23 protein-coding genes are annotated in these 24,185 nt (G+C 57.2%); 10 read left to right on the forward strand and 13 right to left on the reverse strand.

What is annotated here, in order from left to right:
- Positions 1-290: 290 nt before the first annotated feature.
- From SJQ66_RS07785 to SJQ66_RS07810, 6 genes are all read left to right on the forward strand, one after another.
- Positions 291-1,277: an AraC family transcriptional regulator gene (locus tag SJQ66_RS07785; RefSeq protein ID WP_024903210.1), complete on the forward strand. Its 987-nt coding sequence runs from the start codon at positions 291-293 to the stop codon at positions 1,275-1,277.
- A gap of 121 nt (positions 1,278-1,398) precedes the next feature.
- Positions 1,399-1,965 carry a carboxymuconolactone decarboxylase family protein gene (locus tag SJQ66_RS07790; protein WP_024903209.1) on the forward strand — a complete coding sequence of 189 codons (567 nt, stop codon included), beginning with the start codon at positions 1,399-1,401 and terminating at the stop codon, positions 1,963-1,965.
- Complete coding sequence (locus SJQ66_RS07795; RefSeq protein WP_407691480.1) at positions 1,938-3,101, forward strand: acyl-CoA dehydrogenase family protein; 1,164 nt, start codon at positions 1,938-1,940, stop codon at positions 3,099-3,101. Before SJQ66_RS07790 ends, SJQ66_RS07795 begins: the two co-directional genes overlap by 28 nt.
- Positions 3,098-3,973, forward strand: coding sequence for an ABC transporter ATP-binding protein (locus tag SJQ66_RS07800; protein WP_081764894.1), 876 nt, complete (start codon positions 3,098-3,100; stop codon positions 3,971-3,973). Before SJQ66_RS07795 ends, SJQ66_RS07800 begins: the two co-directional genes overlap by 4 nt.
- A gap of 10 nt (positions 3,974-3,983) precedes the next feature.
- Positions 3,984-5,174 (forward strand): ABC transporter substrate-binding protein, encoded by a 1,191-nt coding sequence (locus SJQ66_RS07805; protein ID WP_024903206.1) that lies wholly within the window; start codon positions 3,984-3,986, stop codon positions 5,172-5,174.
- A gap of 1 nt (position 5,175) precedes the next feature.
- Complete coding sequence (locus SJQ66_RS07810; RefSeq protein WP_253463770.1) at positions 5,176-6,021, forward strand: ABC transporter permease; 846 nt, start codon at positions 5,176-5,178, stop codon at positions 6,019-6,021.
- A 60-nt stretch (positions 6,022-6,081) separates the two neighbouring features.
- Here the strand turns inward: SJQ66_RS07810 and SJQ66_RS07815 are convergent, their stop codons facing one another.
- Together SJQ66_RS07815 and SJQ66_RS07820 are read right to left on the reverse strand one after the other, a co-directional pair.
- Positions 6,082-8,976, reverse strand: coding sequence for an FUSC family protein (locus SJQ66_RS07815; RefSeq protein ID WP_320534157.1), 2,895 nt, complete (start codon positions 8,974-8,976; stop codon positions 6,082-6,084).
- The gene (locus SJQ66_RS07820) at positions 8,879-10,225 is read right to left on the reverse strand and encodes a hypothetical protein (protein ID WP_320534158.1); all 1,347 of its coding nucleotides are present in this window, start codon (positions 10,223-10,225) and stop codon (positions 8,879-8,881) included. Before SJQ66_RS07820 ends, SJQ66_RS07815 begins: the two co-directional genes overlap by 98 nt.
- 988 nt (positions 10,226-11,213) lie before the next feature.
- Here SJQ66_RS07820 and SJQ66_RS07825 point away from each other — a divergent pair.
- Complete coding sequence (locus tag SJQ66_RS07825) at positions 11,214-11,786, forward strand: chorismate mutase (RefSeq protein WP_051504356.1); 573 nt, start codon at positions 11,214-11,216, stop codon at positions 11,784-11,786.
- Positions 11,787-11,795: 9 nt separating this feature from the next.
- Here the strand turns inward: SJQ66_RS07825 and bioD are convergent, their stop codons facing one another.
- The 5 genes from bioD to bioB are packed head-to-tail and all read right to left on the reverse strand — an operon-like array spanning position 11,796 to position 17,353.
- Positions 11,796-12,488: a dethiobiotin synthase gene (bioD, locus tag SJQ66_RS07830; protein WP_253463771.1), complete on the reverse strand. Its 693-nt coding sequence runs from the start codon at positions 12,486-12,488 to the stop codon at positions 11,796-11,798.
- Complete coding sequence (locus SJQ66_RS07835) at positions 12,481-13,839, reverse strand: adenosylmethionine--8-amino-7-oxononanoate transaminase (RefSeq protein ID WP_253463773.1); 1,359 nt, start codon at positions 13,837-13,839, stop codon at positions 12,481-12,483. The genes bioD and SJQ66_RS07835 overlap by 8 nt, the downstream gene beginning before the upstream one ends.
- The gene (gene bioF, locus SJQ66_RS07840; protein ID WP_253463775.1) at positions 13,836-15,017 is read right to left on the reverse strand and encodes an 8-amino-7-oxononanoate synthase; all 1,182 of its coding nucleotides are present in this window, start codon (positions 15,015-15,017) and stop codon (positions 13,836-13,838) included. Before bioF ends, SJQ66_RS07835 begins: the two co-directional genes overlap by 4 nt.
- The gene (locus SJQ66_RS07845) at positions 15,017-16,315 is read right to left on the reverse strand and encodes a cytochrome P450 (protein ID WP_253463777.1); all 1,299 of its coding nucleotides are present in this window, start codon (positions 16,313-16,315) and stop codon (positions 15,017-15,019) included. Before SJQ66_RS07845 ends, bioF begins: the two co-directional genes overlap by 1 nt.
- Before the next feature lie 3 nt (positions 16,316-16,318).
- A complete protein-coding gene (gene bioB / locus SJQ66_RS07850) occupies positions 16,319-17,353 on the reverse strand; it encodes a biotin synthase BioB (RefSeq protein WP_024903197.1) in 1,035 nt (344 codons plus the stop codon).
- A 162-nt stretch (positions 17,354-17,515) separates the two neighbouring features.
- On the opposite strand from bioB, the gene SJQ66_RS07855 reads away from it, so the two are divergent.
- Positions 17,516-18,175, forward strand: coding sequence for a GntR family transcriptional regulator (locus SJQ66_RS07855; RefSeq protein WP_244141698.1), 660 nt, complete (start codon positions 17,516-17,518; stop codon positions 18,173-18,175).
- 614 nt (positions 18,176-18,789) lie between these two features.
- Here SJQ66_RS07855 and SJQ66_RS07860 read toward each other — a convergent pair.
- Positions 18,790-19,737, reverse strand: a complete 948-nt coding sequence (locus tag SJQ66_RS07860; RefSeq protein WP_176026058.1) for an RNA polymerase sigma factor — start codon at positions 19,735-19,737, stop codon at positions 18,790-18,792.
- Between the two features lie 9 nt (positions 19,738-19,746).
- Here SJQ66_RS07860 and SJQ66_RS07865 point away from each other — a divergent pair, with 9 nt between their 5' ends.
- A complete protein-coding gene (locus SJQ66_RS07865; protein WP_162199066.1) occupies positions 19,747-20,079 on the forward strand; it encodes a hypothetical protein in 333 nt (110 codons plus the stop codon).
- A 524-nt stretch (positions 20,080-20,603) separates the two neighbouring features.
- Here the strand turns inward: SJQ66_RS07865 and SJQ66_RS07870 are convergent.
- The gene (locus SJQ66_RS07870) at positions 20,604-21,044 is read right to left on the reverse strand and encodes a lytic transglycosylase domain-containing protein (protein WP_036009442.1); all 441 of its coding nucleotides are present in this window, start codon (positions 21,042-21,044) and stop codon (positions 20,604-20,606) included.
- A gap of 878 nt (positions 21,045-21,922) precedes the next feature.
- On the opposite strand from SJQ66_RS07870, the gene SJQ66_RS07875 reads away from it, so the two are divergent.
- Complete coding sequence (locus tag SJQ66_RS07875; RefSeq protein WP_157685001.1) at positions 21,923-22,708, forward strand: response regulator transcription factor; 786 nt, start codon at positions 21,923-21,925, stop codon at positions 22,706-22,708.
- Between the two features lie 98 nt (positions 22,709-22,806).
- Here the strand turns inward: SJQ66_RS07875 and SJQ66_RS07880 are convergent, their stop codons facing one another.
- The 4 genes from SJQ66_RS07880 to SJQ66_RS07895 form a co-directional block, all read right to left on the reverse strand.
- A complete protein-coding gene (locus SJQ66_RS07880) occupies positions 22,807-23,034 on the reverse strand; it encodes a hypothetical protein (RefSeq protein WP_157685000.1) in 228 nt (75 codons plus the stop codon).
- Positions 23,035-23,058: 24 nt separating this feature from the next.
- A complete protein-coding gene (locus SJQ66_RS07885; protein WP_024903191.1) occupies positions 23,059-23,514 on the reverse strand; it encodes a CesT family type III secretion system chaperone in 456 nt (151 codons plus the stop codon).
- Between the two features lie 127 nt (positions 23,515-23,641).
- Positions 23,642-23,800: a hypothetical protein gene (locus SJQ66_RS07890; RefSeq protein ID WP_164468525.1), complete on the reverse strand. Its 159-nt coding sequence runs from the start codon at positions 23,798-23,800 to the stop codon at positions 23,642-23,644.
- 154 nt (positions 23,801-23,954) lie between these two features.
- The gene (locus SJQ66_RS07895) at positions 23,955-24,185 is read right to left on the reverse strand and encodes a hypothetical protein (protein ID WP_024903190.1); all 231 of its coding nucleotides are present in this window, start codon (positions 24,183-24,185) and stop codon (positions 23,955-23,957) included.

A 24,185-nucleotide genomic window follows, 5' to 3' on the forward strand; every position in this document is an offset into this window, starting at 1 on the left:
ATGCACTGATACCGTCAACGCAGCTACTGCCATGGCAAATTAACAATGCATGGCATTATTTGCCACCGCCTGATGAGCCGATACGGCGGTGCGCTGCAATGATCGAACTGGGATACCCCCAGCGTCAACGTCGCATTCATCCGAATGGCCCGCCATCCTCGAGAAGAGGCGACATCGTGCATGGCGTATTCTCGATCGTTATAAGCATCTAAAAAAATCTTCGTTGACGCGTTATTGCGACCCGGTATGGTGTAGCTGTTGCCTAGTGCTGACACTTTAGGGACCGAGTTATGTCGTCTAACGCAGACGTCTTTGCGGACTGGCTGCTTACGGGCCTGGACGTCAAAAGTACGCTTTTCCACATGGGCCAATATTGCGGCGCGTGGCGCGCTTCGACGCAAGGGCGCGGGAAAGCCAGCTTTCATATTATTTTGCATGGCCAATGTTGGCTGCACCTTCGTGCGCAAGGTGCGATTCCGGCTCGTAGTCTCGTGCTCAGGCAAGGGGATGCTGTTTTTCTTTTATCCGATATCGCCCACTGTTTGTCTTCCGACCCGCAGGCCCCCACGGACAACTGCTACAAACGCGGGACGATGACCTCGCTTTCGAATTCAGGCGAGTCGGTGCCTGAAAGTCTTGGTCTCGCATGCGGTTTTTTCGAATTCCAGTCGGAGTCCGATCATTTTCTACTGGAGTTCTTGCCCGATTATCTCGTTGCGAGGCAAGACGCACCATCGCAGCAGGGGGTGCGACAGATATTCGAATTGATCCGCGTGGAGGCGCAACGCAGCCCCAACACACCGTCGCCCCTGATCGCACGGCTGACAAGTATTTTATTCGTGTATGCGTTGCGAGCGCTGGATGAGGACGATGCCCTGGCACCATGCTGTTGGACGCTGCTGCGGCATCATGCATTCGCCCCGCTTGTCGCGGCGATTGTGTCCGCGCCGGGCGATGATTGGAGCACGGCCAGAATGGCTGATTACCTGCATATGTCGCGGGCTACATTCTGCAAGCGATTCGTGGCGCTTTCCGGACAGTCCCCCGGCCAATTCGTGACGTTGGTCCGAATGAAGGCGGCCGCCAAGATGCTGCGCAATGGCACCAGCACCCCCGATGCGGCGGAGGAGGTGGGTTATCGTTCCGAGTCGGCATTCGCCCAGGCTTTCAAACGCGTCACCGGCATTCAGCCCGGCGTATGGCGGCGTGGATTCCCTCTGCCGGCCGGTAGCAACGGCGTCGAGCACGATAGCCGCCGCCTTGTTCCGTCTCTTTAAAACGCGATGCACGTACGTCTGTTAGACAAATCCGCAGAAAACGCAGAAAACCGCGCATTGATCCCGTTCGGGGGCAGGCTCACACTATGCGTTATCGGTTTACTTTTCGCGGGGATGGGCCATGAGTCGTTTGCCATTACTGACCATTGAAAACGCACCCGAAGCGAGTCGCCCATTTCTTGAGCGTTCGCAAGCGGCCAACGGTTTCCTGCCTAACTTGGTGGCATCGCTTGCGAATGCGCCCACGGCACTCGAAACTTATATGACAGTCGGCGATATCAACAGCCGAAGCGGTCTGACGCTCGCCGAGCGTGAGGTGGTGCAAATTACGGCGGCTACTATTCATGGTTGCGGTTTTTGCGTAGCCGGACATACCGCTGTCGCGCTAAAAAAAGCGAAGTTATCGGCCGGGATCGTGGATGCGCTGCGCACCGGGATGCCGACCGGTGATTCGCGGCTCGACGCGGTGGCAAGCTTCACCGGAGAAGTGATCTGGACGCGTGGTGCCGTTTCGGAATCCGCGCTCGCCGCATTTCAAGCGCAAGGGTATAGCGACGCGAACGCCCTGGAGGTCGTTTTGGGGGTGAGCCTCGCGACGCTGTGCAATTTTGCCAATAACCTCGCGCAAAATCCTCTCAATCCACAACTCGACGTTTATCGATGGGTACCATCAGAGAGCATCGCATGATCCCATCGGTCATCGACGCCATACAACCCTCCGCAATTCGCGTGAAAGAGCCCGCGATTGATGCCGGGTTGGCTGCGTGGCTCGATGACCATGCATTGTACCTCGACAGCGATGCCGGCAGCGCCAGCGAGATCGTTCCCCGTCTGGGCCATGCAGGCTTGTTTCGTATCGGCGTCGACGTCGCGCTGGGGGGCGTGGGTGGCACCACATGCGATGCGATCAAGGCCATCGCTTCGGTGGCCCGGCATTCGCTTTCCGCCGCATTCGTATTCTGGGGGCAGCGCACATTCATCGAATACCTGTTGCAAAGTGATAACGCGACGTTACGGGACAAATGGTTGCCGTCGTTGCTGCATGGCGAGCACGCTGGCGCCACTGGCCTGTCCAATGCGATGAAATATCTGTCTGCCATCGAGCCCTTGAAAGCCCGCGCCCATGCCTTGGATGCGGGAGCGTCTCGTTTCTCGTTGAATGGGGCCTTGCCATGGATCACAAACTTGCGCCAGGAAGGGTTTTTGGCGGCAGTCGCATTTGATCGCGACGCGGGTGCGCCCCCGGCGATTTTCGCGGTGCCACACGATATCGCGGGCGTCTGCCGCAGTGACGATCTGGACCTGATTGCGCTAAGAGCGAGCAACACGGCGGCGCTGACGTTCAAAAACGTCGAATTGGATGCGCGCTGGATCATTGCCAGCGATGCAAGGGCTTTTCTGATGCATGCGCGCCCCGCATTTCTGGGATTGCAATGCGGCATGTCCATTGGGTTGGCGCGTCGCTCCCTTGATGCCGTCGACGCCTGTGGGGACGCCGCGCAGGCGGCACTCGCCGATGAATTGGCGGAATTGCGCAGTAGGCTCGACGCGCTATGCGAACCGCTCTATCACGGTGTCGACTCCGGCGTCTTCGTCGCGGCGCCCGCCCGCCAATTTGAGATCCGCATTGCATTGGCGCAGATAGCGGTTGCGGCGAGCCAGTTGGAGCTACAGGCGGCCGGCGGTCGCGGCTATTTGCGCAATGCCTCCGATACCGGGCCCGCGCGCCGCGCGCGAGAAGCCGCTTTCGTGCCGATCATCACGCCTAGTGTCGTGCAACTAAAGAATCAGCTTGCCCATCATCGTCAACAGGGCGCCGCATGAGCGATTCCAGCGACAACATCCTCGACAAACCGATCCATCAAGAGGGGGCGTTGCCAATCCCTGACGAAAACACGGGTATCTCACCCCGGTTGGCATTACGGGAAGTGTCCCTGCGTCGCGGCACGCGCGCCATATTGGACGGTATCTCGCTGGATGTCCATGCTGGCCAGCTTATAACGATCCTGGGTGCAAGCGGGGCCGGGAAGTCGACCTTGCTACGGGTTGCCGCTGGTTTGCTTTCGCCTAATGGCGGCCATGTTCTGGTGGACGGTCAAGAAGTCGTCTCGCCAAGGCCTGATGTCGCCTTGGCTTTTCAAGATCCCTGTCTTCTGCCCTGGCTAACGGTGCATCGGAACGTCGGGTTTGGTCTGGGCTTTTCGCGCCAGCGCAAGCTTAGCCGCCATGAGATGCAGTCGCGTATCGCCGCGGCACTCAAAGAGGTTGATTTGACGCATGCGGCGCATCTCGCGCCACGACAGCTTTCAGGGGGCATGGCGCAACGGGTTGCACTGGCGCGATGCCTGGCCCGCGAACCCCGCACGTTGTTGCTGGACGAGCCTTTCGGCGCGCTCGACGAGGTAACCCGCGCGGATATGCAACGTCTGCTTGTTTCGGTTGTCCGCGACACCCAGGCGGCGACCTTGCTCGTCACGCACGACATCGATGAAGCGTTGTGTGTGTCGGACCGGGTTGTCGTGCTGGGGCGCGATGGGGCGCTCGCGGCCTCAATCGACTTAACGTTGCCGCATCCCAGGGATGATCATGTTCAGGCGTTGGGCTCGTTACGGGTACGCGTCGTTGCCGCTTTGCGCGCTTCGATGGCCTCTCGCCCCGCATCGGATATACCACTCATCCCGCATTCTCTCCAATAAGGACCGTAGCATGTGTCAGTTGCCGATGTCTCGCCGCGAGTGGCTCAAGCTTGCCTCGCTTTTCACTGTCGGCGGCGCCACGCCATTACTGAGCAGCCTGACGGCCCGCGCTGCAACGGAGCCGGACGCCCCCGTGCGAATCGGCTATCTACCGATTACGGATGCGACACCCCTTCTGGTTGCACATAACAACGGCTATTTTGCTGACGCGGGTCTCGGCGCGGAGAAACCCACTTTGTTACGCAGTTGGGCGCAGTTGGTGGAAGCGTTTTTATCGGGCCAAGTGAATGTCGTGCATATTCTTTCGCCCATGACGATCTGGGCGCGATATGGCAGTCGTGCCCCCGCGAAGGTTGTCGCGTGGAATCACATCAACGGTTCCGCGCTGACGGTGGCGCCAGACGTCCAGTCATTACGGGATCTCGGCGGCAAGACTGTTGCGGTGCCATTTTGGTATTCGATTCACAACGTCGTCGTGCAGGACTTGTTGCGTGCGCAAGGCCTCACGCCGGTCCTCAGCAAGGAGGGTGCGTTGAAAGCCACGGAAGTGCGCTTGGTCGTGATGGCACCTGCGGATATGCCGCCTGCGCTGGCATCAAGACAGATTGCCGGTTTTATCGTTGCTGAGCCTTTCAATGCCGCCGCGGAAGCGTTGAAGGTTGGCAAAGTGCTGCGCTTTACGGGCGACGTCTGGCGTGACCACGCTTGCTGTGTCGTATTCATGCACGAGCAGGATTTAAATGCGCGCCCAGCGTGGTCACAGAAGGTGGTGGATGCGATCGTCAAGGCCCAGGTCTGGTCACGCGCCCATCCGCAAGAAGCCGCGGAACTTTTGTCGAAGAGCGGGACGAATCATTACACGCCACATGCTGCCAGCTTGCTTTCCACCGTGTTGCGGCAGCAGCCTTCGGAGGAGCCGCGTTACCTTGCGGACCGCGCCGTACTGCATGGCGATTGGCATGAAAAAAGAATCGATTTCCAGCCGTATCCCTATCCAAGCTATACGGAAGAATTGGTTCGTCGCCTGAAGGCAACTCAGGTGGAAGGGGAGGCACCATTTCTCGCGAAACTCGACCCGGCATGGGTCGCCAGCGACCTCGTCGATGATCGATTCGTCAAGAAAAGCATTGCCGCGCAAGGTGGCATGAAAGCATTCGGACTACCGGAGGCATGGTCCCGAAAAGAGACCATTGCAATCTGAGATGGCTATCCATCCTTCTCGGCCCCACCCCTCGGACGCTTTCGAGCCACAACGCCAGACATTGTCCGCATTGACGCGCGGCAGCCAACGTCTGCGCCGACTCCTGTTGGGGACTGCCGGCATCATCATTGTCATCGGTCTGTGGTGGGCGGCAGTCACTGCATGTGCCGGTCGGAATCTTCTCGTCGCACAATTCTCGCCGGTGGAGGCCTTCAAGATAATGCCTGCGTTGATCGGTGAGGATCGATTGTTCGTACACGTTGCCGCAAGCCTGCGGCGTATCGCCGTCGGCTTAACTTGTGCCTTGCTGGTTGGCGTGCCATTGGGCTTTCTGATCGGTCGAGTGAAGGCACTGGACGCGCTGCTTTCACCGGCATTGCAGTTCTTGCGGATGATTTCCCCGCTTGCGTGGATGCCGATTGCGGTAATGACCTTGGGCGTGGGGGATCGTGCTGTATATTTTCTGTTGAGCTTCGCGGCCGTATGGCCCATTGTCATGAGCACCGCGGCGGGCGTACATCAAATCGATCAGCGTTGGCTGCAATTGGGGGAGAGCCTTGCCGCCACGCGTTTCGAAATGATGTGGCACATCTTCGTGCCTGCCATTGCCGTGCATGTGTTGACCGGTGTGCGTCTGTCCATTGGCATATTGTGGATTGTGCTGGTCCCTGCCGAAATGCTTGGCGTAAGTTCCGGACTTGGTTATTTGATCCTGGATACCCGAGACCGGCTGGCGTATTCGGAGCTGATGGCGGTGGTTCTGATCATCGGCGCGCTCGGCTTTTCCCTTGATTGGTGTGCCCGGATTGTGTATTCGCGTTTTAGTAAGACAACCGTCGGGCTTTGACATCGTTAAACGATGTGATACGCCTAGTCAGTGGTCGGGATACGCATTCGCACAAACAGGTCAGGGTGGCGGAAATTGTGCGGCCGTGCGCTGCCCGTCAACGTTCGCCAAGCGTTGCCAGCGAAGGAGGTTACGCCAACCTAACGTGGTCGAATCCTTTGCACGCTCCCGCACGATCAGCATAAGTGGTCGCCAGGTACCGCTATTGAGCAGAATATCGTCGATGGCTTCCAATGCGCGACGTTCACCTTGGGTATCGCCGCGTTTGCGTGCGAGTTGCGCAAGCCCTCGATAACCGTCGATCCATCCGCTTGCTGCGCCGCGCATCGAATAATTGACGTTGTAGAGGCAGTATTGATTGTCCTTGCCAAGACGCTTGATCTCATGTTCGAACTCGTCCAGCAAGATCCCTGCTCGCATGCGGTTGTCCGGCGTGTCGGTGTTGCCGTTTTCATCAGGTTCAAGCGTCTCCACGCACCGCATCAACCATTGCGTGCGGTTGGCCGAGATTTCTCGCAGCATATCGGCTGGCGTCGCATAATGGCGATCGAGGTCGCCGTCCTGTTTGCCATCTATCAAGAAAGGGGAAATCTCGTGCTTCTCGATGGCCAAGGCGATGTCGCGTGTGACGCCGAGTTGCAATCCAAGGGCCTGGCGCTGCGTGCCGGTGTTGTGCGCATGGCGCCGCCCACTTGGCGGTAAATACGAGACAGGTGCGCCCGTCAGTGTCAAACCGATATTCGCGCGCTGTTGCGCGGTATCACCGACGGCCGCATAGACGCTCACATGACCGCCACGCTCGTCTCGCCGCTCCCGGACGCGCTGTCCTTCGCCGGTGAGCGATGGCTCGACACGAAACGTTTGCGCGAGGCCTTGCGCGTCCGGATCATTGAATCGCACATAAGGAAGCCGCGCCGTCACAGCCGCACTGATTGCCGTGGTATCCGCGACGCTCTCCATCTGAGAGACGGAGACATCCGGATTCCGGGCGAACACCGCTTCCAACGGACCATGGTACGCCCGGCCACGCTCAGGTGCGATCACATCCCATCGCACCATGCTGTCGAGTGCGTTAAGCATGTTGGCCCGCATCGTCTCGTCTTGATGACGCTTTCTGAAAAAGCGCAACAGCGTGGCATCGGTTTTTGCATGCTGTTTTAACCCATGCAAGCTCGCCGTGCCCTGCAACGATGTGTAGGTGCCAAGCGCCGCACCTGCCACCATTCCGATGGTCGCCTCATGCGCGTTGGTGCGAGTCTTGCCGAACATCATCTCAATGCCAAGCACCGGCATGAACAACTGCGTAAACGCCTCATCGGACCGGGATGTCTCTACCGAAAGAAGAGGCGATACGATCGGGGTTTGCGGGCCATAAGGCAATGTAGGCAGGCCGACCCCCAGTGTGCCACCGCCACCCAGCCGTACCTTGTCCCGCAATGCCATGTCTAGGATGAAAGGCTTGAAGAAGGTAACAATGTCTTCCTTGTTGCGCAGATGCTGATGTTTCAGTAGACCGATCGCGGTGACCAAATCCGCATCGACGGCTTCTAGTGCCGGGGGTTGTCGCGCGGAGGGAATGTGCGCACGGAGGCGCTCCTCAAGACGCGAGACCGTCTCATAGGCCGTGGCGCCGTGCGGCGCCACTTGTTTGATGAACGATTGAAAGCGCGCCGCGTGCATCGTCCGTACCACGCTGGGTAGACGTTCGATGATCTTCTTGGCGTCACGGCCGGATAGCGTGACTTTTGACAGATGTCGCCCGCGATTGTCAAGCCGCTTCAGGTAATCGAGCAACGTCTGAGAAAATAGGGCGTCAAGCGTGCCTTCCCCACCTCGGTGCTGGCGACTGGCCTCAATCAATGGGGTGAGGCGCGTCATGCGCCGTCGTATTGCACGGTCTACTTGCATCCGCGCTGAATCAAGGCCCATGCTTTCCGAGACCTCATAACCGCGATTCAACAAGCGCTTGCTGAACGGGGTTTTGTTCAGGGTAGGGACAAATCGGCGCCATACGGCAGGCCGCGGCGCGTCGTTTGGCCTGTTGTCTGCCGAAGTGGCGCGGATCACCCACTCGGTCAGTGCTTTCCTCATACGCGCATCGTGTCGTGCATAAAGCGAGCCGGGTGCATTGCTGACGTAACCACTACGAACAGCGTTATACGCGGCATATGCGACGTCGTCGAATTCGAGGTTTTCGTCTCCCTTGCATCGGGCCAATGCAACCTGCCTCGCCTGACTGAGCCACGCCGAAACCGCCGTGTCCGGTTCGGTGCGACCAGCGGCTTCGGCCGTCCAGAAGACATGCAGTGCCTGGATTTGTTCTTTCGTCGCGGTTTGATGGCTGTCGCGCGATAGTGCATGCAGCAGGTCACTACCACGAGGCAACGCGGCGATCGCCCGACTGAACGCAAGGACGTCGGCCGCGGTAGGGTTGGGAAAGGCAGTCGAGGCGCTATGCAGGCGCCGCGTTTCTGCCTCGGTCTGCGCCAGTGCGGACCAGTGCGTGGTTGGATGTTGGTGCAATGCATCGAGCAATCGTGTTGCCCTTCCCGCGTCGCTTTGGGTGACGTCCGCCAGCGCATGGATCACTGTCTCCATGGCCATCATGGTCGGTAATAGACTGGGCGAGCTGGATGCCTTCAGGCGAGCGGGAAGCGCTGCGAGCGCGGATTGCAAACGTGCGTCGGGGCGTTGGCCGAAGGCAGGCGGCAGATCGGATTGCCGTGCGACGAAGAGGTCGTGCAACGCGTTCACCGATTGTTCCTGACCACCGGCTTCTGGCGCTGCCGTCGTATCCGCTTGTCGTGCGAGCAGCGACGATGCTTCCGTGAGCCACGCCAGTGAACGCTCGGCTTGCTCACGCTGCGCTTCCGCTGTTGCGCGCAGCTGCATCAGTTCTGAAAGCTGCTGGCTGACCCGTTCGATTCCTGTATTGACGGAATCCAGACCTTGCAAGGCGCGCGCTCGCGCGCGCTCGCGCGCGTTCCGCGCCTTGAAGCACTGTGCGGGCCTGCGCGATCTGGTTAAGCAGATCCGCGTGTAAGGCGGAGGCCTTTGGTGATGTGCTGCCCATCTCAACAAACCCCGAAGGCAACTTGCCGAAGCGCTTTTCCAGGTTATGCAAACGACCTCGCGCGTCAAGGACAATTTTCTCCGCTGCATCAAGATCGTGATTAACGAGCGTCAGCGCATGCGCCTCTTCTTTTCGTACTTGCAATTCGACATCGATTGCATCACGGCGATCGTACGCATGTGAACGCAATGCATGCGCCTTGGCTTGCAACTCATTGATCCGCCTATGCGTGAATGCATCGGCTTTATCGCGTTGTTCCGCGAGATAGCGCAGCCCCTCAAGTCCGGCCAGATCCGGGCCGGAGATGACCGCATGCAGCGCGCTGCTTGCGTCGCGCACCGCGGCAGCGGCGTGCAAGCGGCGTGTAGCCGTGTTCTGCGTCTGATCCGAAATCATTGATACGCCACGAGCAGCATCATGCGCTGATTGCGCACGCTCGAAATGCGCGACCGCCTCGTCGAGTGCTGCTCGGCGCTGCGCGACCAGCTCCCTGAGTGTTGCCACGCTTTCGGCAATTGCCGCTTTTCCCGCAAAGTGGTTCGGCGATGTCTGATGTGTCGGTGCGGTATGCCGGCCGTTACCGCCAATACTGGACGCGGCGATTTTCGCGAGTGGGGCCGGCTTCGCCCACGGGATTAGGGTCGTCATCAGTCGATAAGCTTTTGAAGGCGCGGGGCGCTTCCATAGCGCGGCCTCGGGGCGACCGATACTCATCGTAAGTGACTCCGCTACGCTTGAGAGTAGCTTTGCTTCTTCCAGGATTGCCGCTTCCGGACCTTGCATCACAGGATTGACTGATGTCGAGGGAACGGTGGCGCGCAGCGGACGATTCAAGGTTCGACCAGTGCCCGGTATGACCGCGGTTACCGAAACCTGCCTGCGCGAGATCAAGGCCTTGATCCGCTGACCAAGTGGGAGGGGTGCGCGTGTATCCGCCGCCGATGAGGTTGAGGCATTGTCCTCAACGTTCCTTTCTGGCCGTGGACGTAACTGCTTCAAAGCATCGGAACGCGTCAGTTCGCGCGGTGATGTGGCGGCTGGCTGTGCTGAGCGCGTTGTGCTGAAATCACCCGCTTCATCGGGTGCTGGTGCGGGCGCGGCCATAAAGGCGGATTGTGAACGGATAGTCATGAAATTTCCAATGAGGGACGTGCATAAACGCGTCTATCAATGCGTTTTTAGGAAAAGTCAGTTTAGCTGCGTTCAATATCCATAATCCAACAACCAATTTGCACAACGTTATAATTTTTCTGAATTTCATACTTCGTCGATGAAGTATATTCAGTTCGTACGGCATGTACGCTTTCCGTGTGGCGCATGGCGAAAGAGGCGTTGTTACGAGGGATGTGGCGTGGTTAGTTCGCTTTCATCGGTGAGAAACATCAAATGGCTGAGATGTAATGGCTCGACAATGACGGACTCTCCCAATTTCAGAAAGTTTCGGTTGTGAAACCATTTCATGACGTTCTTCCCCGTCAATTAGCGTGCGTAGCGGATGTCTGCGCGCGAGCTGGTTTCGATCTAGACGTTAGTCACGCAGCATCGCTACGTCGGAAAGCAGGAGGTTCAGACATCCAGCTAGCGACGCGTATCATTGCTGGTTCGAGAAGATCCGTCGGGGCAGTACGGTTTTATACGCAAGGTGTTAGGCGATACGAGGCATGAAGAAAAGCAGTATTACGTGTTGCAGCGGAAGGGCCATGGTCTCTCCTTTGTTACGTGCAGGTTGAGTCAGGTCGGAGTCGCGTACAGGGCCTGCGAGGGGTAGCGAAATAGTTTGTCCAAAAGCGAAAGAACAATCGAAATGCAAAACGATCCGTTGCCATTCCGCTATCCGGAGCATCGACCTCGTTTAGATTTGTAACGTTGTACGCCGTGAAACCCGGGAGCGGTAGGCGTGTTCGCGCCCGAGGGTGGACACAATGCGTTGACCTGAATATAAAGTTTCTTTACGTTATGCTCGCCAATAGCGAGGAAGCGTGTACCATACCGCTCACGTAAGAAGTCGCTTATCCAAGCGATGTCAATCACAGCATTACTTTCCTTGCGGAGCGTTTATAAAGATATGGTGCGAAACGAATTGATCAGGCATATCCGGGCCAATTGTCAGCGGCGTCACATGCGCATCCCTGCCACAGTGCTGATCCTTTCAGTCATGCTGGGCTGCGCCGAAAGTATTGCCGCGCCCGTGCCAGCACTTGTCCCGCTGGTGCGAAGCATATCGGAGCGCCTCGATACCGCGGAGCAGGTCGCGCTTAGCAAATGGGATTCCGGAAAAGCGGTACACGATCCGAAGCGCGAGGCACAGGTTCTTACCAGCGTCGCGGCAATGGCACCGGCGCTGGGCGTCGGCGCCGAGGACGCCACGCGCATCTTTGAAGACCAAATCGAAGCGAACAAGGAAATTCAGTATGCGCTGTTGAACGACTGGCGAAGGCAGGGCAATGCACCAGCGACGGCACGCAAGAGCCTGACCGGCGTCATACGTCCTATTCTGGACAATCTACAGACTGCCATCCTGCAAGATCTGCAAGCGGCGTCAACGGCGCGTAACGATGTGGATTGTCACAGGCAGCTTGCCGTTGCAGTGGGAGACGTTGCACAGGCAAGGTCGCTCGATGTCCTGCATCGGATTGCGTTGGATCGTGCCGTCGCGCACGTATGCTTGAGCGCCGCACCCGCCTCAAAATAAGTTCACGGCCTAGTCTAGGGGGGCCAAATCCAGAAATTGCGCAGCCGAGGACGCGTCGGGGTTGCGCAAATATGGTACGCAGCCAAGCAACGGTGCCGGTATCCGATTGCGCAGGCAATCCAGCGTCGCTGGAAGTTGCAACATGTCGGGATCCAGCGTGGACGCAACCCATCCTGCCAGTATTAGACCCTTGGCGGATAGGGCGCGTACGGTCAGCAAGGCGTGATTGATGCAGCCCAAGCGAATGCCGACCACGAGAATCACAGGCAGTCCAAGCAGTACGGCGAGGTCATCCGTGCATGCGTAGTCGTTTAGTGGGACAAGCAGTCCGCCTACGCCTTCGACAATCACCGTGTCGGCATGATCGAGCAGGGCCTCATAGCAACATTTGATGTGAAGGAGGTCGATGTGGACGCGTTCATCTTCAGCGGCGAGATGAGGTGCCGTGGCTTCCCTGAAAAGATAGGGGTTATCCAACGCATAAGGTACCGGCACGTTCGATGCCGCACGGAGGGCGGACACGTCGTCGTTGCACCACCGTCCTGCGTGTAACACCGCACCGGACGCCACGGGCTTCATTCCCACGGCGCGCAAACCGGTTGCTGCAAATTGGTGCAGCAACGCGCTGCTGACCAAGGTCTTGCCTACACCGGTATCCGTCCCGGCGATGAAATAGTGCCTCTCTTTAGCTACCTTATCCATGCGCATCGCGCGTGCTCCCGATTATACGGTCAGCGAGTCGATACAAGCGGCTGCCCAAATCGTCGATGTCTTCATTGTTCAAAATGTAGGGCGGCATGACATAGATTGTTTGGCGTATGGGACGAATCAGTAGTTCGGTCTTTGCCGCTTCGGCAAAGAATCGACGAGAGAACGCTGCTGCCTCGCTGGGGTCCGCTATGATCGCATCGCACGCCCATATCATCCCTTGCTGACGGAAATGATGAAAACGCGGATCGTGCGCGAACGGCTGCAACGCGGCATTCAGTCGGGCCGCGAGGATGCGGTTGTGTGCGAGAACATCGTCCTCTTCGAATAGGTTCAGCGTTGCCAACGCCGCGCGGCAGGCAAGCGGATTACCGGTGTAGGAGTGGGAGTGCAGGAATCCACGTGCAATGTCGGTATCGTAAAACGCTTCGTAGATCGCATCGCGTGTCATGACCAGTGACAACGGCAGATACCCGCCGCTGATGCCTTTCGACAGGCAAAGAAAATCAGGCCATGTCCCGGCATGCTCAAATGCGAAGAAGTGGCCTGTGCGGCCGCATCCCACGGCGATCTCGTCGGCGATCAGATGGACGCCGTACCGATCACATAGTCCGCGCAGGCCGTAAAGGTAATCCGCGTCGTACATCGCCATCGCGTTCGCGCACATCACCATGGGCTCCACGATGATGGCGGCGATACTTCCGGCAAGGCGCTCTAAGTGAGATTCCAGTGTTTTCAGAGCATGGGCCAGCAGGTCACCGGCAGTCTGTCCGTCGCGCGCCTGGCGCGGATCGGGCGAGGGCATCACGTGGGCTGCTCGAATCAGGCCGCCATATGCCTCGCGGAATAATGGGGTATCCGTCACACCCAGCGCGCCAAGTGTCTCGCCATGATAGCTGCCTTGGAGGCAGATGAATTCCCGTTTGTTTGGTTGCCCAAGGTTACGCCACGCATGCACGCTCATTTTCAGTGCGATTTCGACGGCTGATGCTCCATCCGACGCATAGAAGCAATGTCCGAGCGTGTGGTGGGTTAATGCTGCAAGCTTTTCCGACAGCGCCACCACGGGTTCATGGGTGAACCCGGCGAGCATTGCATGTTCAAGACGGTCCAACTGATCTTTCAGGGCCGCATTGATGCGTGGATTCGCATGACCGAAAAGATTGACCCACCACGAGCTGATCGCGTCTAGATAGCGGTTGCCATCCGCGTCGTACAGCCAGGCGCCTTGGCCGCGCACGATTGGAATGGGCGGTGTCCTTTCATGGTGTTGCATCTGCGTACACGGATGCCAGACGCTACGCAGCGTGCGCTGGACCAGATCTTCCGAGTAGTTGACCTTCATCCGGGTTCCTTTGTGAGTGTCGCGGCGGCCGCGTGCAATGATTCTGCAATGTGTGCAATGTCTGCCATGGTATGCAGGGCGCCAAGGGATATGCGCAGGCGGGCAGTGCCCTTTGGAACGGTGGGCGGGCAGATTGCGGGAACCCAGATTGATTGGTTCCAAAGCAGTCGTGCGAGCATGTGCGTTGTCTGGTTATCCCCGATAATCAGCGGGTGGATTGCTGTCTGCGATGGCGCCAACGTCCAAGGCAGACCCTTCAACGCATGCCGCAGCGCTTCCCCAAGCATCTTGAGGTGATCGCGCCGCCATTCCTCCTCTTCGATGAGTGTCAGCGCTGCTGACGCGGCATGGGCAAGCAATGCTGGGTTGGCGGTGGTAAACATATAGGTTCGTGCTCGCTGAATCAACCAGGCGATGATGTCCTCGTTTGCCGCAACGAATGCGCCAGCGACTCCCACCGCTTTGCCCAGCGTGGCCATGTAGATCACACGTTCCGAGTGTGTCGTGGAATCCGTTTTGAAATGCGCGAGGCTACCGCGGCCCTGGGGGCCCAGCACGCCGAAGCCATGCGCATCGTCGACCATCAGCCATGCATCGTAACGCTCGCACAACGCCAGCAACGTGGGTAGGGGGGCAATGTCGCCGTCCATGCTGAATACCGCATCGGTGACGATCAACTTGCGCTTGCTCGTGCATTTTGCCAGCAGATGCGCCAATCGATCGGTATCGACGTGGGGATAGACCTTAAGCTCGGCACGTGACAGCCGGATACCATCGATCAGCGATGCATGATTGAGGCGATCGCAGAACACCGTGTCGCCTGGGCCTATCAACGCCGTGATAACGCCGATGTTGGCCATATAGCCGTTTGTGAACGTCAGCGCGCCAGGCATGCCGACGAAGCGCGCCAGCGCGTATTCCAATGACGCATGCGCCGCGCTGTGACCGCTGATGAGCGCCGACGCGGAGGCACCAATGCCAAAGCTGTCCATCGCATCGCGCGCGGCAGCCGCGATCCGCAGGTCATTGGCCAAGCCAAGATAGTCATTGTTGCAGAAGGAGAGCACCGAACGGTCCGCCACTTGCATGCGGGGGCTGGAGGGGCTGCTTACGACACGCCGCTTTCGCAGTAAATGCTGTGCCTCCAGTTCGGCCAATGCCACTTTGAAATCGTGCATTACGTATTGTCCTGGGCCGTCAGGTTCACAGGAATTGGCTGTTTGCCGGGGCTCGGTAGCGAGCAGTACACTGGCAACGATGCCACCCCTCGGTATGCGGCGTTGTCTTGCCATTCCGGAGTGTGCGGCGCAAGTTGCAAATTCGGTAGACGTTGCATGACGGCGCGAAAAGCAATTTCTGCTTCCAGATAGGTCAGCCCGGCGCCAAGACAGACATGTGGACCATGCCCGAAAGCAAGATGGTTGCCTTCGTCACGCTTCAGATAGAGCCGTTCCGGCATACTGAATCGGCTTGGATCGCGGTTGGCCGCTGCGAGGTCCAGAATGACCAACTGGCCTTTGCGCATCGTCTGCCCTCCGACGACAACGTCTTCGCGCAGGCGCCGGCCGGTATATTGCACGGGACTGTCATAACGAAGCAACTCACGTAGAGCAATCGGCAGGCGCTGCGGCGCGCGTTGCAACGCCAGCCATTGGGTGGGATGGTTCAACAGCGCCAGCATGCCATTTCCAAGCAAATGCCGGGTCGTTTCGTAGCCCGCAAAGAGCAGTGTGCAGCATTGCGCCAGCATTTCAGCCGTGCTCAACGTACCTCCATCGCGTTGTCGTAGTATACGCGCCGTCAAGCTATGCGGTGGGACCTCGGCCGGGTAACGCAGCATCGATGCAAAATGGTCGCGGATGGCGAGCAGGCCGTCCTGCGCGGCGAAAACGCGTCGGGCATCCGGAAGAGGACTACCGATGAACGCGGCTATCTCGCCGGCGGCCGCGATGAATCTCGGTTGTATTTCGGGAGCGATTCCCATCAGGTTGGCAATGACGCGTGCTGGAAGCGCGCGGGCGACATCTTCCACAAAGTCGAATGTGACGCTTGCGTTGCCATTTTGATCGAGTGTGGCCTTCGCGATAACGGCGTCCAGCAATTCATCGGCGATTCCGGTGATGGTCGGTGCGTGCTGCTGAAGGGAGACACCATGGAAACCGGCTGCGAGCGCGCGGCGTACACGACCATGGGAATTGCCCTCGATAAACAAAAGCGCGCGGGACAAAATGCGCTTGAATTCGCGCAATTCGTCCCGCATCGGTGCCGAGACGCTGCTGTTGACCCATCGAGCGGCACGCGCGGCAGAGAATCGTGGGTCACGGAGCGCCGCAGCGACATCGGCGTATCGCTGTACTATCCATGCGCCGGGACCGTGTTCTTTATCCCATATCGGCGCGACGCCATAATCACCGGTATCGGAAACTTTCCGCCCGTGCCTGACTTCGACCCGTCGCATGTTTTGAATGTCGGCCAAGGCTTATCCTTGCGTTTGAGCGGTGTCGTCGGTGGGCATTGTCATGGCGCGCATTCCCAGGCGGTCGAGCAACTGGCGGTCATGATCCATCGAGGCATTAGGCGTGGTCAGCAACGTCGCGCCTAGGAAGATCGAATTTGCGCCGGCCGCGAAACACAAGGTCTGCAAAGCGTCGTCCATTTGTTCGCGGCCGGCAGACAGCCGTACGAAGGCTTTCGGCATCGTGATGCGCGCGACCGCAATGGTGCGCACGAATTCGAGCGGATCAAGCGGCTCGGCATCCGCTAGCGGGGTGCCTTTTATGGGTACGAGATGATTGATGGGAACGGATTCGGGATAGGGAGACAAATTCGATAGCTGCGTAATCAATGCCGCGCGTTGACGACGCGTTTCACCCATGCCGATGATACCGCCGCAACACACGTGCAAGCCGGCTTGGCGGACTTGCTGCAGCGTATCCAGACGGTCCTGATAAGATCGAGTAGAAATAACGCTGCCGTAGAAATCAGGCGACGTATCCAGATTGTGATTGTAGTAATCCAGTCCAGCGTCCTTCAATGTCCTCGCCTGATCGCCGTCGAGCATGCCGAGCGTCATGCAGGTCTCAAGGCCCAAGGCGCGCACCTGCTTCACCATTTCCACGATGTCGGGCATATCCCGTGCCTTCGGACTACGCCATGCCGCGCCCATGCAAAAGCGCGAAGCACCTTGTTCTTTCGCCTGCTTTGCAGCACTGACGACCGCGGACGGTGACATCAGACGCGTCGCTTTCATGCCCGCCACCTCGTGCTTTGAGGACTGAGAGCAATAACCGCAATCCTCGGGGCACCCGCCGGTCTTGACTGAAAGCAAGGTAGACAGTTGTACTTCGTTGGCCTTGAACGTTGCTCGATGGGTGCTTTGTGCGAGGAACAACAGATCCAGGAAAGGGCGTGCGAACAAAGCTTCGACATCGCTTAACACCCATGAGTCAGGTCTGGTGGTATCCGGAAGGCGACCTGAAACGCGGATGGGCTTTGGGTGGGCGGTATGGGGCATGCGTTGGGACCGGGTTCTCGTTGCGTTCGAAAAAAGATGCGGTGAGATAAAACTATCTATAAAATATGAATTTCGACCTGGTATTGAGCATTTATTGGCTTTTTTTATTTTAAAAACCTCTCGACTCAAAAAACAATGTCTATTTTTATAGATAATCTACAAATGGATGCGCAAATAGAAGAGATGCCGGTTCGCCCGACAACCGCGGAATACGTCGCCGAGGCATTGCGTGCGCGCATCATCCGAGGCGAGATCGAAGGGGGGAGTCCGCTACGCCAGGACCATGTCGCGAGGGAGTTCAATACCAGTCACGTTCCGGTTCGCGAAGCCTTCCAGCGCTTGGAGGCCATGGGATTGGTCGTGGCCCTGCCGCGCCGTGGGGTCCGCGTAACGACGTTGAGCCAGGATGCGATCAAGGAGGCTGTGGAGATGCGAGGCGCTCTGGAGTTACTCGCTTTAAAACACAGTGTTCCAAGGCTGGGCCCGGTGCAGATCGCGCAACTGGAGGCAGCGCAGGAACGCTGTTTCACAGCACAGTCACTTGTCGAATGGGATGAGGCGAACTGCGCATTTCACGACATTCTGGTAAAGGAGTGCCGCATGCCGCGACTGCTGGCGATGCTGAAGCAGTTGCAGCAGACGAATTCTCGTTATCTCTTTGCAGCAGGGCTGCAGCGCGGATGGCAACCGCGTTCTGACCAGGATCACTGCTTGATCATTACGGCGTTGAAAGACAAGAATGCCGATCGTGCCTTGCAATTGCTTAGCAGGCATATCGGAACGATGGAGCGCGTTGGATATAGCGAGACGATCCGCGGATAAGCGCCGCACGCAGACGCGCCTTTGCGCCGCTGCGCCCGGTTGCCGATCCACCGGCAACCCCTAGACGGCGTGCACCCTCATTGTGCGCTACAAAATTTGCTAGTCTTGCCGCTTCCCCTCGGAATTCCTTCGGGTAGCGACGGTTCGGTATTTTCTTTTAGCCATCTCCACCTTTATTCAAAAGATTCTTTAACATATCTCTGCTGTAGGTCGTTTCGAGGCAAGGTCAATCGTGTCGTTGCGTAGACATCATAATGACTTGGCAATAAAATGGCGACGATGCGATAGCAAGACAAGATCGAGATAGCAACGAAGCCTTAAAGATATGGCAACGAAACCGTAATTGGATCGTAGCGTGACGACCACATGATGGCGATGCGCGTCGCCTATAGCGATCATCGTTGGGGGAGACGCTAACGCGCCGCCATGACAAGCACGCCGAATGATGCGCTTGATGAAAACGTGTCGATATTCCGATCGGAAATACGACAACCGCCGAAAACCGTCATTCCCGATGCCAGTTATAGGGCAAAGTGGTAAAAGACGGTACGTGCCGCCCGCCGGTTGGCGAGATGGCGGTACCCGCCCAGCATCGAATTTGCCTTTTTCTTATCTCACTGCGCGGGCTGGCATTGCGTGTTCCCAATGGTTTCAAGCGTCTCGCGAAGTTTATTTCTCGCCCGATGCATGCGCGCCTTAACCGTGGTTGCAGGGCAGCCCAGAATTTGGGATATTTCTTCGACGGTGTGGCCAAGAATATAGGCCAATGTCATTGCAAGGCGTTGGTCTTCTGGTAATAGATCGAGCGCCTTTTTCAGCAGATCAGATAGTTCGTAATCGGGTTCATAGGACATCATCGTATCCGTGTCCAGCAGTTCGAATTCCGAACGGCTTTGATAACGTAGCGACCTGAGCGCGCAGCGATAGGCAATACCGGTGATCCATGTTGCTACGCTGGAATCACCGCGAAAGCTTTTGGCTTTATTCCATACGACCATGAATGTATCGTTGATGATTTCATTAATCACCTCGGTCTTCCACGTAAGTCGGTTCAGAAAACGCGTGATGCGGCGAACGTAAAGCCTGTACAGTCGAGCCAGCGCCGAGGCATCGCCTCGCCCAACCTGGTCGAGCAAGGAACTTTCGTTATCCACGGCCGGAGGCGAGCAATGCGGCGCATACACGGTTGTAGACACATGCTGCATGATGTCCTCGACCTCGTCCCGCGCTACTTCATACGCCTGTTTATCGCCTATTTCATGTATGGTCCCAACGATGCCGCTTATACGTCCGCTTTCGTCGTACACCACGCCCTTATAGAACCGCAAGATGCGAGCAACGCCCGCCCCATCCCGCACGGCGGCGATATAAACCTGGGTGCCGCCTCGCGCCAGCAACTGGCGATCCGCTTTGTAGTAGGTGGTGGCGAGGTGCGCCGGCCAGATGTCATGTACGGTTTTACCACGGATGTCGTTGCGGGCGATCGCAAGAAACTTTTCGCATACCTCGTTGCACCCGGTGTAGACACCATTTTTGTCTTTGAAGTACACCGCCGAACGCATGCCGTCCGCATGACGTTGCAACGCGGAGAAATCGGCAACACCATTGCGCGCGAAGCGAAGCAGTTGCGTATGATCCCGTGCCCGAGTGATGATGGCTTTGGGATTCATCAGATCATTTTCGGTGGCGACATCGTTGGCGCCGCTTGCGATGAGCGATACAACTCCCTCTGCGGAGGGTGCGCGCTGAGCCGCTATCAAGTAGTGCTGATCTGTCGTGCGATTTCGCAGTTTTTCTATCTCGGTGGTCGCGTCAACGTTGAAGCAATCGACGAAGACAATTGCCGGACGCGCTTCCGCAATCAAATGGTCTTGATGCAAGATTTGAACGCCCTGATTATGTAAGGCATCCGTAATATTGCGACCAGTGGAACTCGACCAGAAAACGCCCATGTCCATGATCAGGTTTGGCACCATTGGCTTCTCTCATTATTGCTCTACACCGCGACGCACCTACCCAGCAAGGGATTGGCACACAATACAAGTGTGTACGTCGCTGATATCGAAAGGTTGCTTGCTCCTTGCAGTCCTTTGCACCTAGCATGCTACGGTTCAGCACCTCCATTATTGCAAATTATTACTTTGCACGAAGCATGAGCATACATGCAAAATGACGACGTGTTTATGGTTAAAAGCAGACAAAGCGTGAAATATTCATCATATAATTAAAATATCTTTTGGGCGCGTATCAGGCAAACGATACTGATCCGGCGCGACAGGGCGCAAACATGCGCTACGCGATACGTGCACTTGCGTTCGCTGGTTTGTCGCGTAGGAAGGGGCGTTGGGCGGTTCGAGATGCTGTTGAACTTGTCCGCGTCACCGAGGTGGGGACGTTAAGTCGGTGACGGTACGGCTTGCGTCTTGAATTATTTTCTTTTATAAGTTTCCGCTTGCTTGCCGAGCTGATGCCATGCCATGAGGATAGCAGCGATATGATGTGCATAAAGATCGCGTTCGGCCGGTGTTTCTGAATGGTAGGCGCCAATCGCGGTCCAGTTATTGCCGTACTTTTCCATCTTGCCGCGTAAATGCCATGCCGCGATGTAAACGTTTTTACAGGGCTGCATCAGGGTGGCGCGATCAATATGGTAACGGGCCAATTCCCGCAAGTGAATGGAATTGATTTGCATTACCCCGTAGTCCAACGAACCGTTCGCGTTGAGATGCATCGCGTTCGGCCGACCGCGTGACTCTTGCCAGGCGATGGCGCGCAACACCATCGGATTGACGTGCTGATATACAGCAGCGTCGTCGAAGCAGTCGGCTCTGGCGGACTGCACCCATGTCATAAGACCTATGGCGACCATGATACCGATGTGTTTGCGGCGTGCAAGCCTGGGACGATGACTGTCGCGACGCACGGGGTTTCCTCCATTACCTTGTGAAAAGCCGGATTGTGGAGATCTCTCCTTTCTTTACGTTATCGATAACGCGAAAATTCGGGTCATGTCACGAAATAGTCGCTCCTGACGCTATCGGCGGATGCCTGATGCGTCACGTAGTACCCCCGAGGACGGGCCGTAGACACGTCTGCGGCCCCCTTCGTTGGAGCTTTCACCTTTTCGGTCGTTGTGTCCTGAGACGTATCTTGGCCGTCGTCCAATATGCTTTCAGCGCGCATGATGAAACGTTTTCATACGTGTGCGTGCCTGTTCTCGTCGTTCCAGCACGGACCGGTACACGGTGATCGGTGCAGGCTTCAACCATGTGGTTTGCGGAACCACGCCAATGGAGCTACATTGGTACGCCCTCTCGGCAACCACAATGCTGAGGAGAGCCGAGTGCATGCGCCAGGGGCGTCTCGGTATTGCCGCACCATGGTGAAGCGATTTCGGTGTTTCGTGGAAAATTTCCAGGTGCGCGCATCCAAAGTGCCTCCAGCAGGCACTAACGGACAGAGAGACCATGCCGGATACAGTTAATCGTCACAGCCCAACGCATCGGTCGCGAACGTCCTTCATCGAAATCGATCCGCGTGGCGATTAAATAACGAGAACACATCGGTAAAAAGCTGGCTTTATGAAAATGTCGTCGTCATTGCAGTAAGACGATGGTCGGAATAGCGAAGTATTGCTTTTTAGGGATGCGGACCGCCGTGAATCTGAACTTGCTTTTTGCATTCGTAACAGCAGACCAGGTGCTTCAACGAAACATCCAAGAAGGGTTTAGGCAGGATGGGATCGTCGTGGAAGCTTTTTCCTGTGAACTCGAACTGCTGCGTGCCATGCGCACGAGTCGTTACAATCTTGTATTGATTGATGCGAAAACTGTGCCGTCACCAAACAGTGCGTTACTATCCTGGCGTGATTGCAACGCCGATACAGCATCTCCGGTAATTGTCCTAACAAATCAGGCAAGTTGGATGGGGCTGTTGCGCTGGATTGATGCGGGCGCGACCGATGTCGTCAATCGATTCGACATGGAACAGATCTATTTCCGCGTTCATCTGGCGTTGCAGCGACGTTGCCCGGAGACTGTCACGCATCAGATTCGGATAGGCGGTTATTTGCTTCGTCGGGATATCGGCGTTGCAACCATCGATGGCGTCGAGATCCCGTTAACCTCGCGTGAATTTGCGATTGCATGGTTGTTTTTCTCTAATCCTGGCGCATTTCTCAGCCGGGCGCAGATTGCTGCCAGCGTTTGGGGTGCGACGGAGCAGATTGCCGCGCGTACGCTCGAGCAGCACATCTACAAGCTGCGCAAAAAGTTGCGCCTGTCGGAAAATTCCGCGCTGAATCTCAAGACTGTGTATGCGCTGGGGTACAAGCTAGACGTCGCTCAGGTGGCGAAGACCGGGTCCGACAGCGGTGCGTCACTGCGGCATGCGCCTTCCTCCTTGCCCGACATGCTGGGAAACGGCGTTGCACGAGAGGACCTTGACGACGGAGAAGACGTTCCCACAGAGGAGTATGTCCAAAGCGGCTCCGGCGCGATGGCGCTTGCGCGGCAATTGCCCATGACGTTCTAATGGCCGGCCGTTCCGCTGGACTGTTTTCCGCCGGCGGAACGGAGTGCTATCAGGTGGTTGCAAGGGTCCGCCGACGCGCGGAGGTCATCGATGTCGGCTTAAGCCGCGTCAGCGTCGTCTTCCCGGTCTTCGGCCGTCCGCTCCTGTTGATCCTGGAATATTTGGGTCATGATCTGGGCTCCTGCCGCCTGGATCGCGGCTTCCAGATCGCTTGAGCTACCACCCTGATTGCTCTGGGTATCCTTGTTTTTTTTATCGTCGGGTTTATTCGTGGAAGACGATTCCGCCGTTCCGTGGCTGCTATTGCTGCTGCTAACATGAGTCATGATATTTTCCCAAGGAAGATGACGTTATGCGCGTATCCAGACGTAGTCGCCGCGTGCCAGATTTTCGAACATGTCGTCGCGGGCAATGAAGATATTGTCCCGCCAGTAACGACCGTGCTCGACATAGTGTTCGATCAGTTCCAGTAGCCACTGAGCGGTGATTTCGTCGCTCAATGCAACCCGCGCGATCAAGACAATTGCACCGGTATCCGCTTCCAGACCGAGTTGCGCCTGGTCTTGCGCATACACAGCCAGATTTGCCTCAAGCAACAGGCGAAACACCCGCAAAGTACGACCGGCGGTGACGATTCCGAACTGGAAAGTGACGTATAGCGCTTCCTGATCTTCCTCGAAATGATCGATTGCCGTGTCGAATCCGTCGATCTCGAGTACGCCGCGCTTCAATACGGCTTCCGGAGCGGGAATCTCACGAATCCCGCAAATTTCGCGGATCAAATCGTCTCGTCGTTCGATACTCATGGCTATGGCGGATACGATTCACTAGCGTGTATCTGGATATGAATGCACCACGCATAAAAAAACCGGTTGGGAACGCCATGGCTCCCAACCGGCGCACCACGCGCGGCCGGATGGCGCGCCGGATCGCTTAGCCTACGATATCCTTCGCGGCTTTCGGCCCCATCGTCGCCAGCTTCGCGATCGTGTTGGCCTTATTGATCTCGTTTTCCTCTGCCATTGCTTGGTAGATGTCCGAGATGGAACTGCTGGTCGATGCTGCACCCGAAACTGCGCTGCTTCCTGACATGTTGATTCTCCTTTAAAAGAAACTGCCTTTACAACATTGAAGCATTCCGCATGGGACGGAACGCCGGGAAAAGTACACCGCCACTTGGCCGTGCACAATTGCACGCGTGTCGCGCATCGACCTGGTCAGATGCCTTGCGCCACACGCGATACTGCTACGTTGCGATGCGGCACAACTGCGCCGCTGCGCGAAATCCGTCGACGACGACACGGCCAGACTGTGCTTCAGTACTGCCGGTGCCGCTCGAATGTGCCGCAATGGTGTTGGCGACTGTGTCAAGCGCATTGGCCAGATCGCGGACATCCTGTTGGCGATGCGCCTGCGTCACAGCCTCCGGCAGCTCGCTCAGTACGTCTATCAGTTTGTCGGTCATTGCTGCATACAT

The organism is Robbsia andropogonis (assembly GCF_034047095.1).
Lineage (GTDB): Bacteria > Pseudomonadota > Gammaproteobacteria > Burkholderiales > Burkholderiaceae > Robbsia > Robbsia andropogonis.

Bases quoted from the DNA above. Each gene is read 5' to 3' on its own strand.
- SJQ66_RS07785 (WP_024903210.1), top strand. From the start codon at position 291: ATGTCGTCTAACGCAGACGTCTTTGCGGACTGGCTGCTTACGGGCCTG.
- SJQ66_RS07790 (WP_024903209.1), top strand. From the start codon at position 1,399: ATGAGTCGTTTGCCATTACTGACCATTGAAAACGCACCCGAAGCGAGT.
- SJQ66_RS07795 (WP_407691480.1), top strand. From the start codon at position 1,938: ATGGGTACCATCAGAGAGCATCGCATGATCCCATCGGTCATCGACGCC.
- SJQ66_RS07800 (WP_081764894.1), top strand. From the start codon at position 3,098: ATGAGCGATTCCAGCGACAACATCCTCGACAAACCGATCCATCAAGAG.
- SJQ66_RS07805 (WP_024903206.1), top strand. From the start codon at position 3,984: ATGTGTCAGTTGCCGATGTCTCGCCGCGAGTGGCTCAAGCTTGCCTCG.
- SJQ66_RS07810 (WP_253463770.1), top strand. From the start codon at position 5,176: ATGGCTATCCATCCTTCTCGGCCCCACCCCTCGGACGCTTTCGAGCCA.
- SJQ66_RS07820 (WP_320534158.1), bottom strand. From the start codon at position 10,225: ATGACTATCCGTTCACAATCCGCCTTTATGGCCGCGCCCGCACCAGCA.
- SJQ66_RS07825 (WP_051504356.1), top strand. From the start codon at position 11,214: ATGCGCATCCCTGCCACAGTGCTGATCCTTTCAGTCATGCTGGGCTGC.
- bioD (WP_253463771.1), bottom strand. From the start codon at position 12,488: ATGGATAAGGTAGCTAAAGAGAGGCACTATTTCATCGCCGGGACGGAT.
- SJQ66_RS07835 (WP_253463773.1), bottom strand. From the start codon at position 13,839: ATGAAGGTCAACTACTCGGAAGATCTGGTCCAGCGCACGCTGCGTAGC.
- bioF (WP_253463775.1), bottom strand. From the start codon at position 15,017: ATGCACGATTTCAAAGTGGCATTGGCCGAACTGGAGGCACAGCATTTA.
- bioB (WP_024903197.1), bottom strand. From the start codon at position 17,353: ATGCCCCATACCGCCCACCCAAAGCCCATCCGCGTTTCAGGTCGCCTT.
- SJQ66_RS07855 (WP_244141698.1), top strand. From the start codon at position 17,516: ATGGATGCGCAAATAGAAGAGATGCCGGTTCGCCCGACAACCGCGGAA.
- SJQ66_RS07860 (WP_176026058.1), bottom strand. From the start codon at position 19,737: ATGCGTTCGGCGGTGTACTTCAAAGACAAAAATGGTGTCTACACCGGG.
- SJQ66_RS07865 (WP_162199066.1), top strand. From the start codon at position 19,747: ATGACGTTGCAACGCGGAGAAATCGGCAACACCATTGCGCGCGAAGCG.
- SJQ66_RS07870 (WP_036009442.1), bottom strand. From the start codon at position 21,044: ATGGTCGCCATAGGTCTTATGACATGGGTGCAGTCCGCCAGAGCCGAC.
- SJQ66_RS07880 (WP_157685000.1), bottom strand. From the start codon at position 23,034: ATGACTCATGTTAGCAGCAGCAATAGCAGCCACGGAACGGCGGAATCG.
- SJQ66_RS07885 (WP_024903191.1), bottom strand. From the start codon at position 23,514: ATGAGTATCGAACGACGAGACGATTTGATCCGCGAAATTTGCGGGATT.
- SJQ66_RS07890 (WP_164468525.1), bottom strand. From the start codon at position 23,800: ATGTCAGGAAGCAGCGCAGTTTCGGGTGCAGCATCGACCAGCAGTTCC.
- SJQ66_RS07895 (WP_024903190.1), bottom strand. From the start codon at position 24,185: ATGTATGCAGCAATGACCGACAAACTGATAGACGTACTGAGCGAGCTG.